The sequence below is a fragment of the Arthrobacter sp. ok362 genome (assembly GCF_900102785.1).
Lineage (GTDB): Bacteria > Actinomycetota > Actinomycetes > Actinomycetales > Micrococcaceae > Arthrobacter.
Map to the genome: position 1 here is coordinate 52,443 of NZ_FNGC01000014.1, position 17,700 is coordinate 70,142.

The window sequence follows — 17,700 nt, forward strand, 5'->3', positions numbered from 1 at the left end:
GGCGCGGGTAGCCGCGTTTGCGGGGCTGGGCGACGTAGATCGACGCCGGGTCCCCGGTCAGCTGGCCGATGCGCCGGTGGCCGAGCCGCAGCAGGTGACGGGTCGCGTCGTAGGCTGCCTGTTCGTCGTCGATCGCCACGCTGGGGGAGCCGGACTTGTCGCTGATGGCGACGGAGATGATGGGGACGTTGGGTCCCAGCAGTTGTCTGGTCTCCGGCGTGATCACCGCGGAGATGAGGATGACGCCGGCGGCCCGGTAGGTGCGCAGCGTCCGCAGGTAGCCGGCGATGTAGGCGGATTTGGCGCCGGTGCGGCCGAGCATCACGGCGTAGCCGCGTTCTTGGGCTTCCTCCTCCACGCCCTGCATGACCTGGGAGGCGAGGGCATCTGAGACCATGGGGGCGAGCAGTCCGATCACGGACGTTTGCCGGGTCTTGAGGCCGCGGGCGAGGTAGTCCGTTTCGTAGCTGAGGCTCTGGACCGCGGTTTCAACGCGTTCCCTTGTTTCGTCGGAGTAGCCGACGAGTCCGTTGACAACCCGGGAGACGGTGGCTGGAGAGACGCCGGCGTGCTTGGCGACATCGCGGATGGTGACCACTGTTCCTCCTCCCCGAGGTGTCTTTGTTGTCTGCTGCTCGTGTTCCGTAATCGGTTTCGGAAAACGTTTTACGTAAACGGTTTCGTGCCTTGCAGGATCAACAGTAGGGGGTGGTGCGGGGATTGCGTTGCGTTTCGTAAACGGGAGGGAGCGCAAGCCTGGATAGGAACGCCGATTGGCAACGCCTGGGAGTTAGGTTCCCCGCTCGGAGAGGTTTCGCCGCTGACTTGTTGGACCATGACGCTATTGAGCCGACGACACCGCAGCTGGGACAGTCAGGTGGCTGGTCGGTTTCAACAATGACCCGGCGCCGGCCATCCTCCAGGACGGTGGCGGCGATAACGTGGTAGTCGGGGAGGTTGAACATGCCGGTGACAGCGTCGGCCACCACCCCGGTAGGCTCAGTCAAGGCTTGTGGTCCTGTTCCTGGTTGAATGCTTAGACACACTCATTCCAGCAGGGCCACGGGCCCCTTTTTTAAGCTACGACACGGAATCAATTCCCCACGAACCACGAAGAGCCGGTAAATGTTCATTTGGAACGTGCATACGTGGTTTCCAGGCACTTGGTTGAGTTAGGGAACGGACTGTTCCTCGCTTGTGTCCAGGTCATGGCCGGTCTTATTAATCACAAAAATGTGTAGCCGGTTCGGGGCATGTGTTCAGCCATGGCCTCACGGGACCAACAGAGCTGCTTCAGGCTGCGCCTGGCGTTGGCGTACTTCTGAAATGAAATCACTTACAGTCATTAGCCATTGCCGCTGGCTGTCGCTGAAGCCCTGACCATGAAGGACTTCAGGAATCACGAGTTGGAGATTTTCATTAATCATCTCGGCTGTTTGGCCTTCAGAGATACCGGGCTGGAGGGTTAGCAGGTGCTTGTTCTCGATCCTGTGGGCCTCGTTCAAGACTTGGCGCCAGCGATCCTTCAACGTTCTCTTCGACCCGAGCATCGTTAGTCGGGAAGCCGGGAAGGATTCGTCGCGGTAGGCGGCCTGCGACGGAAAAATGAAGTCCGGTTTCTTCCTTCCTTCCGTGATTGACTGCCTTGTGTATTGAATTCCGTTGCCTTTCAGAATTTCCTCTATATGAAGCTCGAGAGATCCGCCGGCTCGGGACTTACGGCGGTTTTGAACCGACAGCGAGAGCTTCAAAAATGCGTCGATGTCAACGTCACCGTTTGCCGAAGTGAACCCGGCACCGATCTCCTCGGAGATTCGGTGTTTCTCCAAGGTCTGGAAAAGTCGGGCTTCCATTTGTACCCAGCTCATTAGCGCGGCATCTGGTTCGCCTACCATATCGACTCGACCAACACGCGAACGAGCGAGCTTGGCCATCTCGGCGCCGGTAGGCCACTTGTCAGACAGGAAACTCTTGGGAATGCGGCGGAGGAGCGACTCGTCGCTCAGGTCGACCTCTATGTCGAGCAAGCCCAGCAGTTCCTCCACGGATACCGGCTCGAGCTCCGGCTGGCTGTCGCTTTGAAGTCCCAGCGTCAAGCCTGGTTGGACGGTGAGCCCAAACATCCATTCGAGCTGTCGCAGCATGGTAGACCCTGACTTCGCGAAGATCATGTAGATAGTGTGTTCGTCGCGCCTCGCGACGAACAGAGCATCGCCAGGTTCGACTCGAGAGATGATTGGCCTCGCCTTTGCTCGATAAAGAAGGCGGTATTCGGCAGGTCGAGTTGAGTTCTTACGCCGGGGGTCGTACCACGTTACCGGTGCGTCAATGATCTCGGGGGCGACGACGAAGTTGTCGTCCAGATACACGTATCGGCCTTGGTAAGAGGTCTTCTCGCGAGGAGTGCCAAACATCGCCCGGAATCCTTCGGTCCCACCAATTTCACTTTGTCGCGACCGTGTGGGGCTGATGTCGACGGTTGAGAGCTGTTTTGCGGCATAAGACGTAAAATAGTCGCCAATCTTAATCACGATGTCTTTCCCCATCCATAACGCGGCTGTCCGGAGAGCATTATCCCGTCCTCGGTTGCCAACCGTAGATTTCGTGTTCTCATATTTTCGTGAAGCCGAGGTCCTGTATTTTTTGCAGCGCGCCCAGGATGAGTGCACTTTGGCGGTCTGTAGGGATGGAGGGGGTTGCCTTGGCCACGAGTTTGAGGACGCTGAGTTCTTTTTCCGTGAGCGCGCGGTGCTGCTGCCCGTAGCTGATGGCTTCTGCCCAGTCTGCGGGCTGGATCTGCAGTACTTTCATGGTTGCGTTGATTCCATTGTCTATTTTTTGAGTAGCGGCGGCTTGGCGCCGGCGGTCGATCTGTTTCGTGGGGGAGACCAGCACCTCCATGAACGATTCCGGGAAGTGGACAGGAATCTGCTGGATAAGGGTCCAGCATTCGGCGCGTTTGGCCCATTCAGTTACGTTGTCGACGGTTCGGTCCGGGGAAATTAGCGCTCCCAAGACGAGGCTGCCCACGTGGCCAGCAAAATCCCGGACCGGCAGAGGCAGTGATTGCTGCGCCCATATGGTGTTGAAGTCCATCAGATAACCACGGCCGTTTTTCTCGATTTCCCACGCGATTTTGGCCATTGTGTAGGTGACGATGTTTGCAAGGTAGCCCTTGTCGTACCACTCGGCCTTGGCAACGTCGGCGCGGATGGTGTTGAACATGATGGCACGGGCAACGACATTCTTGAAGTACAGCTCGTTAAAGTCCGCCTCCGAACGCTCCCATATGTCTGCCACGGAGTTGGCGAAGGCCATGAAGTTCTTCTGAGCGCCTTGGCTGACAATGTGGGGCTTTTGCTGCCATGAAAGCTCGAACTTCGCGACATCCGTTTTTGTCATCACCTGTGTCTTCGGATTGCGTGCCTCGAACGCCTTTGCTTGGGCAGCACCGCCGCGGGATCTTTCGTTCAGGTACTGTCCCCGGGTCCGCTCGTAGAACCAGTAGGTTTGGTAGGACTTGCCTGCCAATGCTGGTGCTACGACTCGCCGGGAGAGGTCTTCGATGCGGCGGTGGAAGGCGCTGTTAGAGAAGAAGTCAGCTGCGCTGACCTTGTTTTGGCTGTTCGCGTAGCGGGAGACGTCCGGAACGATCTCTTCTGCCTTGGCTGCGTCAACGACGATGAGTTTCATCTGGACGAAAATGTCGGACAGGTCCGGTTTAGGGGATGTGTCCTTCCGCAGGTTGTAGAGCGACGCTGTGGTTTGGCCGCCGTTGACAATCTGGAGGTTGTCTATGCCCCGAAGGACCGGCATGCCTGAAGACGCATCGACGGACACCGCCGTTGCGGTTGCAGTGATGCCGTTGTTGTACGCCAGGAACATCTCCGGCTTGGAAAGCGCCGTTGTTTTGATGCCTTTGTTTACTTGTCCACGGGCGCTGAGGTAGCTGCGCACGTTGCTTTCGAGGAGCCGGCTTCCATACTGACCGTACAGGTCGGCAACGACATTGCCCGGCACGGATGCGAGGTACGTGACGAAGTCATTGCTTCTTCCCTCGGTCTTCAGCACCGGAAGGCCTTGCGGGAGCCACTGGTCAAGATCGATTTCGATTTCTGACCGGCCACTGTTGGATTCCTGGATCTGGTGAAGCCGCCGCAGATCCCAGATATGGTATTCGATGGGAACCCCGTTGAGTTCGGTGCTGACGACGTCCTTCATTCGGTCGCTGGTGCGCCCGTCTGTCAGAAGGTAGAGGCGATAGCGGCTCACGTTGCGCCCGCGGGAGCGAAGGTCCCGGGCTAGCTGGTAGGCAATGGAACTTTCCTCCAAAGCGTCTTCAAGGAAGTTTTGAACGGATTCCGTGAGGAAGTACTCCAGTGCTTTGAGGTGTTTTTTAGCATCAGTGGTGGAAAGGACTGCGATGTTTTCGGAGTCCCTCCAGTCGACGACGGCGAGGGAGATCTGGCCATCGGTGTCGTCAAGGTCGAATCCGTCGACGGCAAGATTCTGTCGTTTGGAGCCTAAGCCTTCGTAGTGCATCACTTGAAGGTTGTCGATTTCTTCGACGTCGGACAGCCGCTCCGCCATCAGGCTGGCGAAGGCGCCGGCGGCGAAGTCGTTTTCTGCTTCCGCCCGTGCTCTTACGTCGGAGTTCAGGTTCAGGTGGAATTCTTCGATATTCACGGGCTGACTTCTCCGGGGTTGGGAAGGAATTCTGGTTCTCGGTTTTCGGCCGTGTACGTCAAAAAACGTTTCAGGGCAGGGATCTTGATGCTGTAGGAAACGTCGACTACGTCGGTGGCGATATTTGAGGCGCAGATCGACGGGAAGTCCGGGGAAACCGCAAATCCCCGGTAGTCCACTGGAAGGTAGTGATGCTCGGCGTAGAAGGGGTTGCTCTTGTCCACCCGCAGCTTTTGTTCCAGTTTGAAGGTCAAGCGTTCTAGGCTGGAGAGGTCGCCGGCGTGCAGCCCTTCCACGTGGGTGATGAGATCACGCAGCGTCCACGAACCATCCACCTTCACAGGAGTTTCGGTGAGTGTCACCAAGACGAGATCCATGGACGGTGCGTCCAACTGCTCGGCCGAGGAGATTCTGACTGTCGTGGAATCCGTGTGAACGGACTTGACCTCATAGACGTGATCCGTGAACTTGTAGTCTTGGTCGCTTCCCAACGGGCCTTGCCATGCCTTCTGAATCTGTTCGAGGGGAGCGTGGACATGGCCGGAGACGAACCCGAACCACATTTCCGCGATCAACCCGCGGACTTGGGACTCTGACAGGGTGTCGGAGTCGTGGAAGGTCATCAGTTTCTTCCACTCCCCCAGAGCGGCAGCAAATAGTGACAGGCCGTCGGCTTCGGAGGATGCGTCCTTGCTGCGTTCGGCAAGGTCCCAGCACAGACTCATGAACGTTTTCTTGAAGCGCAGGTCCGTCAGAGCGAACGTCATGGCCCACTGCCCGTCGTGCCGCAGGCCCAGATCGACGCGGACGGCCGCCGAGATCTCAGGTTTCCGCGGCCGGATGCTGGAACGGACAAAGAATATCGGTTCGCCATCACCTCCGTCACCGAAATGAATTTTCAGGGGATGCCCCACGGCCAGGAGCCGCTGCCGGCCCTCTTTGCGTTGGAGCAGCTCCTCCCATGATGCGACGACGCCGTCGGGAACCTGGTTATTCATCGGCCCCACCGTCGATATCTTCCAGGTCCATCATCTTGCGGAGCATCGATTTCGTGATCATGTACTCGATGTCTTCCGTCGCGTCCGACGGATCGGATGAACCGGGCGGGAATGCCAGTTTGATGGCAACAATGGGGTCTTTGGGCTTTCTGTGCCCTGAACCGTTGTCCTCGATCTTTTCGGGATCCATTCCATAGACGAAGAGGGCCGGGCGGTCCAGTATCCGGATGTACTCCGACTCTGGAGGGTTCGAGGAAGTGTTGTTTTCCGCGTACTTCTTCTCCATCTCTGCCACAGACAGGGAGTCCGTTACCAAACGAAAGTCACTGCCGCTGCCAAGTCGGCGGCTGCTTCCGGCCACGGCGTAGGTCTCGTCCGCCCAAGCGATCGTCCGTTGGTTCAAGGTAATGGTCCTGCTCCCGATTTCCCGGGTGGGCGCTTTCGCCGTTCCTGCCATAAAGACGACGTCCCAGTTGTCATAGCGGGATCCTGAACGCACGTGTCGTTCCAGAGCCGTCGAGAACTGGAAGTCCTTGACATGGGCTGTGAACCCATCGAGGAAGTCCGCGACGTGCCGGCGGTCGACATTCGTCCAGCGGTGACTGAGGGTCTTTTCCCGCGGGACGTACGTGGGCGTGCTGTCCTCTTCAATGGCGAGGACCAATTTTTCCGCCGCCGCGTAGTTGCTCTTGACGTGAGATGCCCGTGCGGACAGTTTCGAGGTTTCGGGTGACCGCCCCGCGAAGGACACCGGAACTTTCCACTCGGTTGCTGTTTTCATCTTATTCCGCGCGGTGATTAGCATGGCGCCCGGGTGTTTACGGACCGCGACACCGAAATCGGCCGGTGTGTAGCCGTCGTTGTGCATGCTGACCAAGTCAGCTCTGAGCTCCTTCACGGACCGGTCGATGTAGGCGAAGTTGGCAGCTTGCTCAGCGGTAATCCATACCCGGCAGAGATCCTCATAGCCCTCCCTGTAGCCAAACCAGCGCGCCATTTGAAGAAGGGTGTCCGTCGCCGTCGCATGGCGGAAGAAGTAGCTGACAATGAGGCCATCAAGTGTCAGGCCCCGGCTAAGGACGTCCCCGCCGACCACAATCTGCCGTGCCTGCTGTTTTTGACTCAACGGTTCGGCCGTTTGTTTCTTGTTCAGCGAGGAGTTGATCACCACCGGTGTGATGTCGGCGACGGCCGATGGCAGCTCCGCAAGCACTTGTTCCCAGGTGACTCCGGCCTTGGCGTATTGCTTGGTGTAAGTCGCCTTGAGCTGATCCATCACTTGGTTGGCCTGGCCGGCCGCGTAGGTTTTCGTGTGGAGTCCGATGGTGTTCTGCAGGTGGGTCAGTTCGCTGGTGACATGCGTGAGCACCTGATCCTGGACGTTGATGAACCGTGAAACATTGACAAGCATGGACCTCAACTCGTCTTTATCTCCCCGGATGTCCCGGATGGCGTTGGCAATCAGGTATGTCCTGATCGCCTCGCGCAGGCTCTCGGGGATCCCGGATACGGCCAGTGAAGACTTGTGCTTAGGAGGGAAAAACCCGTCGGCATCGGTCAGGTCCACCACATGGTCAGTTGCGTTGCCGTCTTCGGAGTTGAAGACCTTGTCCGCCCCTACATAGTTCGAGGGTGCCTGCAGAGCGTAGATGTAGTCCTTCGGAAACAGGTCGTCCTCGACATCGCTGTCGATGAAGATGTTGGCAAACGGTGTTGCAGAGAACCCGATGTAGGAGCTGCGCTCGAACTTTTTGAGCAGTTCCCGGATGAGGGCGTTGATGACCGTTGGATCGTCATCTTCCTTGCTCGTGTCAACGGAGGCATAGTCCGATTCGTCATCCAGCAAGATCATTGGCAGTTCGAGTTTTCCGTTGGAACCGGTCTGTTCCTGGAATTCGTTGACCAGGCTTTGGAGTATGTGTTTGTTTTTCTTAACCACAAACACGAAGGTCTGATCCGGCATTTTTCCGACATGAATCAGCGTCGTCTGTTGGGTGGCGGAGTTGAAGTCAGACCACACGCTCGTCCTCGCGGCGACCCGGCCGACGAGTTCCCGGTTGTTGACTCCGATGCCAACGTAGCGTTCCGGAGACGCATCGGTGCCGAGCTTGGACCCTGGCATGGGTTTGGACATACCCACGACACCTTCATCGACACGTTTTTGCGTCTGCTGGCGAAGGTATCCGGTGTGCCCGCCCAGAACGACGATCAACCTGTATCCGGCGTCGATCGCTTTGTTGAACAGCCCTAGATAGGTTCCGGTCTTGCCGGACTGGACATCTCCCAGTACAAGGCCGACCCTGTTCCATGCGCCGGAACGATGTGGGTCGCCCACGAGGTCAAGAATGTCATCGGTCAGCACGCCCATGTCTTTTACTACACGCGGGGAGATGTCCTTTTCGTTCACCAGCCAGTCCTGGTAGGCGGTCCATCGTTGCCAGTCAATCTGGCCCCGTTGCTGTTTCACCCACGGTTCATGACCCTCGGCTGCCAAGACTGTGCCGCGGTCCATGGAGACACCCATCGCGGCGTGGATGCGCTGGGTAATGCCAGCCAAATCGTCCGGCTCCAAGTGCTGTCCGAACATCCCGGCCAGCAGGACGAGGTTGTTGTTCACCATTTCTTCGGTCACAGACTCGCCAATGAGCTGGGATTTCAGCATTCGCTCCAGTTGAGCCGCCTCTTGGGCACGGATTTCTTCAAGATTCGTCATGGCGTAACTCCCAGTCCAGTAACTTCAGTCAGTAAGGCATGCGTGTCCCGGCATCGGGAAAACTGTTCGGCGGCCTTGAACCCGTTAATGAAGTCTTCAGCGGATCCTCCGCCCGCGGACCACTGCCGCCAGTATCCGATGGCGAGGTCCCTTAGAGCAGTCTCTGTGGTTTCGGGCGACTTCTGCGGCTGGTCCCCGCTCAGCTTCACATAGGCATCCGTGACGGGAAAGGAAGACTCAATGGCTTTCAGAGCCGTATCCAAGGCAAGCAACTGCTCCGCGTTGAGCTGATCCACAAGGTTTTCCACCAGAGGATGTTCCCGGTTGATCTGGTAGTAGAAGCCCTCCCTGCTGCTCAAACCCAGCCAAGTGCGCATCACACCGCGTCCGGAATCATCAGCGACACCTTTATGGCGGAACGCCCTTTCGCTGGGCTGGATAATGCGATCGATCACCTGCTTCAAGGCCCGACGAATCGCCGGCGGAGGACTGGCTGCGGACTTCTTGATGTCCAAGGCCCATAGGTGGTCAAGTGTGTTGGGAATATCAACCTGAACCCGGGCGAGCTTCCCCAGCTCACCTCTCGGAACCAACCGAAACCACGTTCCCCAGATCACCAAACGCTTGGCACGGTAGATATAGAACCCTTGGTTGTCTCGCAGTGGGCCATTGAGTTGTGCTTGGCTCCGTTCTTTGGCAGACATCCTGTTGATGAACGGCAGTGTGTACGGCCGGAAAGTGATCTCCCCGCCCTCGACAGGGATCCGTTCCCGGTGCCCTAGCTGGGTAGCCCTGTTTTGGCTGAGAAAAGGGTCCGCTGGTGCGATTCTGTCCAGGTTCAGTCTGATGGTGATTTTCTGCCCATCTTCACCTTCCAGGAAGCGGTGAAAGACAAGGGCCAGATGTTCCTTGGCGTCAGCCATCCTGGCCGTAAAATCTTCGGTGAACCCGGCCTGGTCGGGGTCTGAAAGGTCGATCTCTTCCCACAGGACAACTGTCCCGGACACTTTGTCGTCGAGATAACGTGCGTGTGGCAGCCCGAGAAGATCATCCTCGGAAAGGACCAGCAGTTGCCACTCGCCTGATTCAGCGAGATGGTCCAGGTTCCACTGGACGCCAACCAGACTTCCATTCCGCTTACTTATCAGCGTTAGAACTCGGCACTGTGAGAGAGAAGCCGTTTTCAGGCCAAGACCGAACCGTCCCAGGTCACCGGCTGCTCTGGCAGACGTGGAGTTCCGGCCAGCAAGTTTCATCGCCTGGCGCACGCCGTCGGCATCCATGCCGAACCCGTTGTCGCTGATCGATACGTAAGTGCTGCCTGCTTCTGCGTTGAAGCTGATGTCGATTGTTGTCGCTTCAGCAGTGATCGAGTTATCGACGATGTCCGCGATCGCCGTCTTCAGCGAATACCCCACGGCCCTCATCGATTCCATGAGCTGCGGCCCCGGCAGCACAACTTCAGATTCCAATATTTTCCCTATCCTTGAATACTTCGTAAACATATAGCAGGGCTGCGATATCAACCGATTCGACACCAGGATGTGCCGCCACTAGGTCACATGCCGGGTTCGCACGCCCCGTCGCCCGGAGCCGGGTGAATGCACCGGGTTTCGGCGACGTGATCGAATTTTCACTTTGGTGTTTCGGGGGGTTCGGCCCAGCTCTCAGAGCAGCGAGGGCTGCATGGGTCCCCGTCGATCGCGTTCCCTTGCCGCGCTGATGAAGTCGCCTACACTCATCAACCACTCCCGCTGCTCGGGTTTGTACGGTTCGTGCAGGGTGCGGGGGATGACGAGCTGGATTCTGTGGTCCTGCATCTCGTCTGTTTGGGCGGGGCTGATTGGGCTCTCCAATGTCAAGAGATGCTTGTCTTCGATGCGTTTAGCTTCACTGAGGACCTGCCGCCATCGGTCTTTGCAGGTGGTTTTGACTCCCAGCATGGTCAGATCGAGGGCTAGGAAATCCGGGTCCCGGTATTCGTTGATGCCGGGGAAGATGAAGTCCGGGCGTGCCCGGTTTTCCGTCACCGGGTTGAAGGTGTGGCGCACGTCCAAGGCGTCGAAGAGGGCGATGAGTTGGTTCTCCAGTCCCTTTCCGGCCCGGCTTTTTCGGCGGTTGTGAAGGGACAGGGAGACTTCAATGAACCGGTCCACGTCCACATGCCCCTCGCTGTAGAGGGCATCTAGGGTGTCAGTGGCCAGGTGACGTTCCAAGGTTCTGAAGAGTATTTCTTCCTGCTCCAGCCAAGCCATCAGAACCTTGTCGGGGTCGTCTGCCGGGTGGAGGTCAGGGAGGGTGGAGCGGGCGAAGGCTCCGAACTCGGCGGAGGTGGGGAAGCGGGCGCCGAATTTGGCGAGGATTCTGTCGAGCCAGTCGTCGTTGGCGGGTTCGATGGCGATGCCGAGCTTGTCTAGCAGGTACATGGCGGTCAGGCCCAGACTGTCGTGCCCGCTTTCCAGCCCGGAGCGGACGGAAAAGCCATGGTGCTCCAACACATCTGTGCCGAAGAGCCAGTCCAGCTGGGCGGCGATGCTGGATCCTGACGGGGCCACGATGAACAGGGCGCCCCCGGTCGTCTGTTTTGCGATGAAGACGACGTCGCCGGGCTGCGCCATCTTCATCGCGTCCACCGAGGCCGGGTAGTACAGGCGGTATTCGGAGCGGTTGGGGGTGTTGAGGCGGGCATCGTAGAAAGTCAGGGTGCCGTCTTCTGCAACGGGCTCGTCGGTGTCATCGGACACCAGCAGGAACCGCGTTGGGATGATCACCTTCTCCGTCGGGCGCCCGAAAAGCCCTTGGAGTGCTTTGACGCCGTCGAGTTCGTGCTGGTTTGAACTCCGTCCGACGGTTTCCACTGTGCTGAGGATCTTGGCGGCCACGCCGTCGAAGTGATCGGCCAGGTCACCGAAATCCATATATGTTTCCCCCAAAGCTGTAGGACAGATGTGTGCACGCCGGAATCGACCGTATCGTGGCGCCGTTTCAGACGGGCGCCACGACACGGCCGCACACATGGCGCAGGTCAGGCTGAGAGGGACTCCACAGCGGCGGGCTGGTTCATGATTTTGAGTACGTGCGGGGTCATGATTCGGGCGATCTCGCTCATCACGGGCGTGACGACGCTGTTGCCGAACTGCTTGTATGCCTGGGTGTCACTGACGGGGATCCTGAAGGTGTCTTCATAACCCATCAGGCGTGCGCATTCGCGGGGGGTGAGCCTGCGGGGGCGGAGCCCGTCCTGTGCAACGAGAATCTCTGAGCCGTCCTTGTAGTACCGTGCAGAGAGTGTCCGTGAGGTTCCCATCGGGTGAACGAGTCCGAAGCCGAAGCCGTTGCCGGCAGCCTTGTGCTTGGCAGCGTAGGCCTGCAGGTAGGCCCACAGATTCGGCGTCAGGGTGAATTTGGGCTGCACTTCGGCATTTTCGTGATCAAAGAAACGGTCTCCGTCCCATTCGAGGAACGGTTCAGTGCCGTCGGTCCTGTGCAGGATCGTGTGAAGTTTCGGCCCGACCGGCGGGACTTCCAGATCCTCCCAGCTAAAGTCCGTGGGTTCGCGGAAGCCGACGATGATGATCCGCTCCCGGTGCTGCGGGGTGAAGTTGATCGCGTCGATGACCTTCACGTGGACCTCGTAGCCGAGTTCCTCCTGCAGGGTCTCCATGATCACGGCAAATGTCCGTCCCTTGTCATGGGACCGGAGGTTCTTGACGTTTTCGAGCATGAACGCCGCCGGGCGCTTTTCGTTGATGATCCGGGCCACGTCGAAAAACAAGGTGCCCTGGGTGGCGTCCTCGAAGCCGTGCAGGCGCCCGAGGGAGTTCTTCTTGCTTACGCCGGCGATGGAAAACGGCTGGCACGGGAAACCGCCCAACAGAATGTCATGGTCCGGGACTTCCTCGGCGGGGTAAGGCTGGATGTCCCCGACAAACGTGTGGGAGTCTGCCTGATCGTCCGGGAAGTTGGTCAGGTAGGTCTTTTCGGCGTACTTGTTCCACTCGCTGGTGAAGACGCAGCGGCCGCCGTGGGCCTCGAAGCCCTTCCTGATGCCGCCGATACCGGCAAAGAGGTCAATGAACTTGAAGTCATCCGCGCCCGCGGATGTCCGGAGACCCAGCAGCTCTTTCAAGGCGGGTGCGAGCATGGTCGGGCAGGCCGTCTCACCGCTTTCCCAGCGCGCCACGGTCCGATCGGAGACGTTGAGCTGATCAGCGAGCTGTCGTTGGGTGTACCGGGCGCGTGCCTGGCTGAGGAGATTATTTGCAGTGTCCATCAATGTCCTATCTGGGCGATTCACCTGACATTCTGTCGCACAAATGACCCAGACGAGAATCGCCGCGCCGTACGGGCGGTAGATTCCCACCCGTGGCTCCAGCTTGTGAAGTATTGCCGCATGGAAGCATCTCACGTTGGTCTGACAGTCTTGTTTGAGCAACTCCCGCCACATCCATTGGCGACCGACGCAAACGATGATCTCGCTTGCGAAATTGCCAGTGACGTCGCCGATCCCGCCCGATAGGACCACGTGAGGCCAAGCAATCTAGTTGGGTGAAGTGACCGGACTGAGTATGTCGACCGTTTCAAATACATCGTAAAGCGTGGGCAGCTGGGTGTGGGTCACCCGGAATTGGTGCCGATGGTGCTTGTCCCAGCTGCCATCGTCGAGCTGTTCGATGTGCGAGCCTGGGTCGTAGAAAATGTGGCCCCGCGCCATTGCGGAAATAAACAGGTTGAAGCTTGTTCCCTCGCCAATCTTGACGCGACGGCCGAAGGCGAACTCGAGGTCGGGTTCGGAACGATCCAGTGCGGGGACATACACCGCTTGGCGATGCTTACGCCCCCAGCGATCGATGAGCTTTTCAAAGGTCCAGCCAGCAGCCAATTCCCCCGTCCGGTCGTCCCACAGCCCAATCATGCCGTTCCCGGTAATGATCTGGCTGTTCGGGTCATAGCCTTCGACCCGAAGGGTTAATTGGGTCGATCCGTTTCGTTTGAGGGCGCGGTGCCGTCCGTTGAAGTCGATTCGCTGCCGCGTCCGGATCGTCCCCCATCGTCGGACAAGCTCCTCGGGACTGTGTTCCGAATAGGCGCCCTTGTCGGGTGACGGGGTGAGGAGTGTCACCGGACTCGTTGGCTTCCGCTCCCAGCCGGCAACTTTGAACTTCTTTACCTCCCAGCCAGCGAAATCCGGATCAGGTTTGGCATTTCGGTTGACGCCTAGGTGAGCTTCGAGGGTCATGCCGCCGCAGGTGTTCCCTCGGCACGCCTTTATCTGACCGTCCTTTTCTAGGGCAATTGAGGGGGTCCACTTGAGGTGATGTATTCGTGAGAGCTCGGCGAACAGTAGCTCCCGATTTGTCATTCCAACGGGAGGTGTGCCGAGGAAATACGGAACGAATAGAGGACTTCCCTTTACATTGACGATGCGGAGTTCAGCAGCAGCGGGGCTGTGTTGCGACAGGATCAGAGCGAAGACTTTCTTGGCATGTCCAACCCCGAAGACAAGAATTCTCCCGGGCTCCCGCCCTCTCCTCCGCTCATTGAAAAGTATCGTGGGCCTGCCGGGTCGGCGACCGAGAATGCCTGAGAGGCGAACCTCCGGATACTGCGGGTAGTAGATGACTTGGGCGCCAGACACCGGGATGGTTCCCTCTGGAGATACCCAGTTCCAGTCCACGTGAGAACGGTAGACCAAGTCCGTCTCACCGCTATGGCGACTGTGTGATTCTCGCGCCAGGGTGCCGCTCTGCAAAGGCAACATGGAGAAAGTGGTGATGTCACCTGGAGCATAGATCTGGTTTTTGGAGTTGTCATTTGGCGCTAGAAATTTCAGGAAGACCTCACTGCAACCTTGACTTTGCAGCAACGCAGTCATTTGATCCAGATTGATCGTGTCCTGCCATATCCGTTCATCCATCTGGGCCACATTAGATGCATTGTGCGTCGCATTTACGCATTGACGTGCTCGGGTCGCCGCAAACTCTGATGTTTTCCAGGAGCCCATGCGTGGCAAGCGGTTCGCGGCGGAGCGTGGCGGTCCGAAAGGTGGAGTGGGTGCCGGCGGGCCTGACTCGCCAGTATTTCGATGCTTAGCAGATCGCCGCTGCCGAATCCGCCAGCGCACCGAACTAGCGCGTGAGTCCGCACCTATGGCAACCGAGTGGTGCCCTGTTGCGGACTGGGTTGGTGCTGCCGTGACGTTCCTGGGCTTTGTGGGTGCGATCGCCGCTCTCCGGGTCCAAAGGAAGTCCGTCGCCGCGCAGCTAGAGCAGCACAACAAGACAAAAGAGGCCGAAGAAGCCGAGAAACGCAGAAAATTGGAAGAGCGGGCGGCGACGGCTCTGGAGGAGAAGGAAAAGGACGCTAGGGCTGTCGAGCTCGCCGTTTTTGCTGGCCGTCGCAAGGCTGACCCGGGTTCTCAGTTCGTTAACGAGCCGCCATTTGTTGTGACGTGCCGCCTTATCTTCCCAAGGAATATCAAATACGCAGACGTAGAGTTCAAGCATCCGGACAAACCGGACGGATTCACCGTAAGCATGGACGACTTCGCCGACACTAACTACGGACCCGTTACTCGGGGTGCTCGAATCTTCTGGCAGATTTCCGGAGCGGCATGGCCGCTGGGTAACGAAGACGAGGCATTGGCCTGGGCGAAGGCCCGCACCTTTGCCACATTCACTGATTCATCCAGCCTCAAGTGGAAGCTCGACGGCCACGAGGAGCTCGCTGAAGTCACTCAGGATGTCGAGGTTGAAGTTTGAGACTGACCGGCCGTCGACCTGGATTTCGTCAGATCCCGCATTAGCAGTCAGCCGGTCGGGAGTATGAGGAAAGCCTCCGCGCGAGTCCAAGGACTCAAGCGCGGAGGCTCCGGCTCTCCACGCTGGGGGACTGAATAGCCAAATCTGAGTCTACTTGCAGGCGTGACGTCATGACCGCCGGCCGGCCGGGCAGGCGCGGCCTTCGGGTCATCGCCGGGGACGGCGGCCGCGGGTTCTCCCCGTCTGCCATCCGGGTACGGCGGCGTCCAGAAGCTTGACCTTCGCAGGGTCGAGCTCGCCACGGCGTCGCTTGAATCGCTGGGTATGGATCCAGACTCCGAGGGTGTGCTCACGCACTGAGTCATAGTCGTGGTGGCGGGGCCAGTCGTGGCCTTCCTCGCGGTATGCCGCGAGCTGGTCGAGGCGGCGGTGCCAGCGGGCTTCGTCCTCGGATTCCCTGCGGTTTTCCTGCCACCCCGGCACCTGGGCCAAACCGTCACGGTAGGCCGGGTCCAGGGTCCCCGCGGCCGCTTCGTGCCGGCGCCCGGACAGCCACCGGGCCATCGACCTTTCGTCCCGGTCACCCGAACGGTCCTCGGGGATCCGGCCTTCGGCCGAGACCCAGGCGATGATCCCTTTCATGCGGGCGAGATCCTTGGGGGAGGGGTAAGGAGCGGGCGCGGCGCCGGCGGCGGCCTGGTGCTCGGCCTCGAGGCCGAGATCTTGGCGGCGAGCGATAACCAGGTGGTATCCCACGGTGTTGGGCTCGGCGCGGACGAGGGCAGCGATGCGTTGCCGGCTCAGCCCGAGCCGGTACATCAGCACCCATTCGGCGTCAGGAGCGCGCCGCAACCGCCTGTCCATGATCGACATCCTGCCACGACCTCCCACGATTCGGGCGGTCACCGCGGATCCACGGACACGGCCTTCGGGCGTCGGCTGTCGCGGTCGGCTGTGGGGTCAGGGCGCGCCGTCGCAGAGCTCCGGACACCCTGGCCCTGCCCTGTCTACGAAGTTTCTGGCTGCTGTCCGTTGTTACCGGGTGCAGTTCCGCGGCCGTTGTAGGGTCGTGGCTACCCAGAGGAGGTGCGTATGGCTTTGGCGGGAGCGTCTTGCCCAGGTACAACAAATCTCATGAGGATGAGATCGAGACTCAGGCTGGAGTTTCAGCCGCCTTCGAACTACTGGCAATCCTCATGAGAAGAGCCCCCGCGAGGTTGTCCTTGATCTTCTTCCGCTGATCCCCCGTTGCGTTCGGCCATTGGCTGGCCAACACCTGAAAACGGCTGCTTGCGCCCTGCAAGGCGTCGAACGCCGCGTTCCTGGCGGCTTCGTTCTCGTGGTCTGCGTCTGCCGCCATCCTCAGCTCATACAACCACTGCGGCCACGCAAGCAGCAGGATGAGGTCCAGCTCGCCGGCGTCCTCAATGGCCCAACGGTGCGCCGCCGAATATGCCTGACGGTAGTTGGCAAGCAGAGTTTCACGGTCGCGCCGGTATTCAATACTCATTTGGTGCACCGCAGCGATCATGTCTGTGACGGCGACAATCATCCTGTCCCTGCTGGCTTCTGCCCGTTGATCCCGGAGCTGCTGTGTCAGGATGTCCTTCTGGGCTTTTAAAGCTGCCGCCGACTGAAGACGTTGCTCCTCTAGTGCCGCGTCAGCCAATACAGCTTGCAGCTCCAGGGCTTCCTTAGCCAGCTTTGACTGATGCCTGTGACTCCGGCCTTCGTTGCGTACTGGATCTTGCCTCTAGGGCCGTTGAAGGTATGCCAGCATCGCCGGCGTCGTCAGCAGAACACGCGGTGAAGACTTCGTCTGCAGCACTATACCCTCCAACTCCCCTCCGCTGTCCAACAATTCTGAAACCCACTTGGCTCGCTGCTTATTGACGTACCCGACCTTCGTCGCCCCGCGGTCAACAGTAATGGCCACCGCGTTGGCGTCGTGTTCGTTGTCCGGTTCCCGCTTGATACCCACACGCTGGCCGTTACGGAACTTGAACGGCTTGTCCACATCGTCGTAGTAACCCATGCCGACGACGCGAAACGCGAAAATGTTGAAATGCCGCAGAGACAAGGTCTTGTAATCGACAAGCTGCCCGTCAGGGAGCGCGAAGTCCATGCCATTATTCGAAGAAACTAGCTTCAGGGGCGGCATACCGTCAGGCCCGGCCACCAGTTTCGCCTTCGCCTTTTCGGCCGGGATATAGCCGGCTCTGTAACCCTTGACCGTCTGACCCGCCGCCTTGGCACGGGTCTTTTCGGCGTCGTAGAACCTGGCCGTCGCGTCGGTCTGCTTGTAGCTGCGGACTATGGCCGGCGCGGGTTCGTCGGCTAGTTCTAGAGCCGGCCCGGTCCGGACATTTGTTGTCGACGCGGGAGCCGGCTCCGGCGTCGCTGTTGTCTTGTCGTTAGCAAATACCGATTTGAACCGCTCCCATATCCCCATGGCCTGACTATAACGGCCCGGCAGCGTCTCCCCTGGGGTAAGGGGGTCCGAATCGCTGGGTCTGGGCTAGAAAACGCGAGTTGCCGGCAG

Annotated in this window: 12 protein-coding genes and 1 pseudogene; 1 reads left to right on the forward strand and 12 read right to left on the reverse strand. The window is 59.1% G+C overall.

Annotation, left to right across the window (positions count from 1 at the left end; translation table 11 throughout):
• Nucleotides 1–67: 67 nt before the first annotated feature.
• The 9 genes and pseudogenes from BLQ10_RS22835 to BLQ10_RS17430 all read right to left on the reverse strand — a co-directional run.
• Nucleotides 68–598, reverse strand: a pseudogene (locus BLQ10_RS22835) (LacI family DNA-binding transcriptional regulator); the annotation flags it as partial.
• 673 nt (nt 599–1,271) lie between these two features.
• Entirely contained in the window at nt 1,272–2,531 is a 1,260-nt protein-coding gene (locus BLQ10_RS17395) for a type II restriction endonuclease (RefSeq protein ID WP_175558669.1), read from the reverse strand.
• A gap of 79 nt (nt 2,532–2,610) precedes the next feature.
• A complete protein-coding gene (locus tag BLQ10_RS17400; protein WP_091564209.1) occupies nt 2,611–4,686 on the reverse strand; it encodes an AIPR family protein in 2,076 nt (691 codons plus the stop codon).
• Nucleotides 4,683–5,684 (reverse strand): PD-(D/E)XK motif protein, encoded by a 1,002-nt coding sequence (locus tag BLQ10_RS17405; protein ID WP_139164272.1) that lies wholly within the window; start codon nt 5,682–5,684, stop codon nt 4,683–4,685. Before BLQ10_RS17405 ends, BLQ10_RS17400 begins: the two co-directional genes overlap by 4 nt.
• Nucleotides 5,677–8,397 carry a Z1 domain-containing protein gene (locus BLQ10_RS17410; RefSeq protein ID WP_091564213.1) on the reverse strand — a complete coding sequence of 907 codons (2,721 nt, stop codon included), beginning with the start codon at nt 8,395–8,397 and terminating at the stop codon, nt 5,677–5,679. The genes BLQ10_RS17405 and BLQ10_RS17410 overlap by 8 nt, the downstream gene beginning before the upstream one ends.
• A complete protein-coding gene (locus tag BLQ10_RS17415) occupies nt 8,394–9,869 on the reverse strand; it encodes an ATP-binding protein (RefSeq protein WP_175558670.1) in 1,476 nt (491 codons plus the stop codon). Before BLQ10_RS17415 ends, BLQ10_RS17410 begins: the two co-directional genes overlap by 4 nt.
• 195 nt (nt 9,870–10,064) lie before the next feature.
• The gene (locus tag BLQ10_RS17420; RefSeq protein ID WP_091564216.1) at nt 10,065–11,315 is read right to left on the reverse strand and encodes a type II restriction endonuclease; all 1,251 of its coding nucleotides are present in this window, start codon (nt 11,313–11,315) and stop codon (nt 10,065–10,067) included.
• 107 nt (nt 11,316–11,422) lie between these two features.
• Nucleotides 11,423–12,670 carry a DNA (cytosine-5-)-methyltransferase gene (dcm, locus tag BLQ10_RS17425; protein ID WP_091564219.1) on the reverse strand — a complete coding sequence of 416 codons (1,248 nt, stop codon included), beginning with the start codon at nt 12,668–12,670 and terminating at the stop codon, nt 11,423–11,425.
• Nucleotides 12,671–12,937: 267 nt separating this feature from the next.
• Nucleotides 12,938–14,314, reverse strand: a complete 1,377-nt coding sequence (locus tag BLQ10_RS17430; protein WP_175558671.1) for an MvaI/BcnI family restriction endonuclease — start codon at nt 14,312–14,314, stop codon at nt 12,938–12,940.
• A 232-nt stretch (nt 14,315–14,546) separates the two neighbouring features.
• On the opposite strand from BLQ10_RS17430, the gene BLQ10_RS17435 reads away from it, so the two are divergent.
• On the forward strand, nt 14,547–15,158 hold the full coding sequence (locus BLQ10_RS17435) for a hypothetical protein (RefSeq protein ID WP_091564223.1): 612 nt from the start codon (nt 14,547–14,549) through the stop codon (nt 15,156–15,158).
• Between the two features lie 207 nt (nt 15,159–15,365).
• On the opposite strand, the gene BLQ10_RS17440 is transcribed toward BLQ10_RS17435, so the two are convergent.
• The 3 genes from BLQ10_RS17440 to BLQ10_RS17450 form a co-directional block, all read right to left on the reverse strand.
• Nucleotides 15,366–16,022 carry a helicase associated domain-containing protein gene (locus BLQ10_RS17440; protein WP_091564225.1) on the reverse strand — a complete coding sequence of 219 codons (657 nt, stop codon included), beginning with the start codon at nt 16,020–16,022 and terminating at the stop codon, nt 15,366–15,368.
• Between the two features lie 289 nt (nt 16,023–16,311).
• On the reverse strand, nt 16,312–16,827 hold the full coding sequence (locus BLQ10_RS17445) for a hypothetical protein (RefSeq protein WP_091564227.1): 516 nt from the start codon (nt 16,825–16,827) through the stop codon (nt 16,312–16,314).
• A gap of 84 nt (nt 16,828–16,911) precedes the next feature.
• On the reverse strand, nt 16,912–17,610 hold the full coding sequence (locus tag BLQ10_RS17450) for an HIRAN domain-containing protein (RefSeq protein WP_091564229.1): 699 nt from the start codon (nt 17,608–17,610) through the stop codon (nt 16,912–16,914).
• Between the last annotated feature and the right edge of the window lie 90 nt (nt 17,611–17,700).

Coding starts and splice junctions, on each gene's coding strand:
- BLQ10_RS17405 (WP_139164272.1), bottom strand. CDS start 5,684: ATGAATAACCAGGTTCCCGACGGCGTCGTCGCATCATGGGAGGAGCTG.
- BLQ10_RS17410 (WP_091564213.1), bottom strand. CDS start 8,397: ATGACGAATCTTGAAGAAATCCGTGCCCAAGAGGCGGCTCAACTGGAG.
- BLQ10_RS17420 (WP_091564216.1), bottom strand. CDS start 11,315: ATGGATTTCGGTGACCTGGCCGATCACTTCGACGGCGTGGCCGCCAAG.
- dcm (WP_091564219.1), bottom strand. CDS start 12,670: ATGGACACTGCAAATAATCTCCTCAGCCAGGCACGCGCCCGGTACACC.
- BLQ10_RS17430 (WP_175558671.1), bottom strand. CDS start 14,314: ATGGATGAACGGATATGGCAGGACACGATCAATCTGGATCAAATGACT.
- BLQ10_RS17435 (WP_091564223.1), top strand. CDS start 14,547: ATGGCAACCGAGTGGTGCCCTGTTGCGGACTGGGTTGGTGCTGCCGTG.
- BLQ10_RS17440 (WP_091564225.1), bottom strand. CDS start 16,022: ATGGACAGGCGGTTGCGGCGCGCTCCTGACGCCGAATGGGTGCTGATG.
- BLQ10_RS17450 (WP_091564229.1), bottom strand. CDS start 17,610: ATGGGGATATGGGAGCGGTTCAAATCGGTATTTGCTAACGACAAGACA.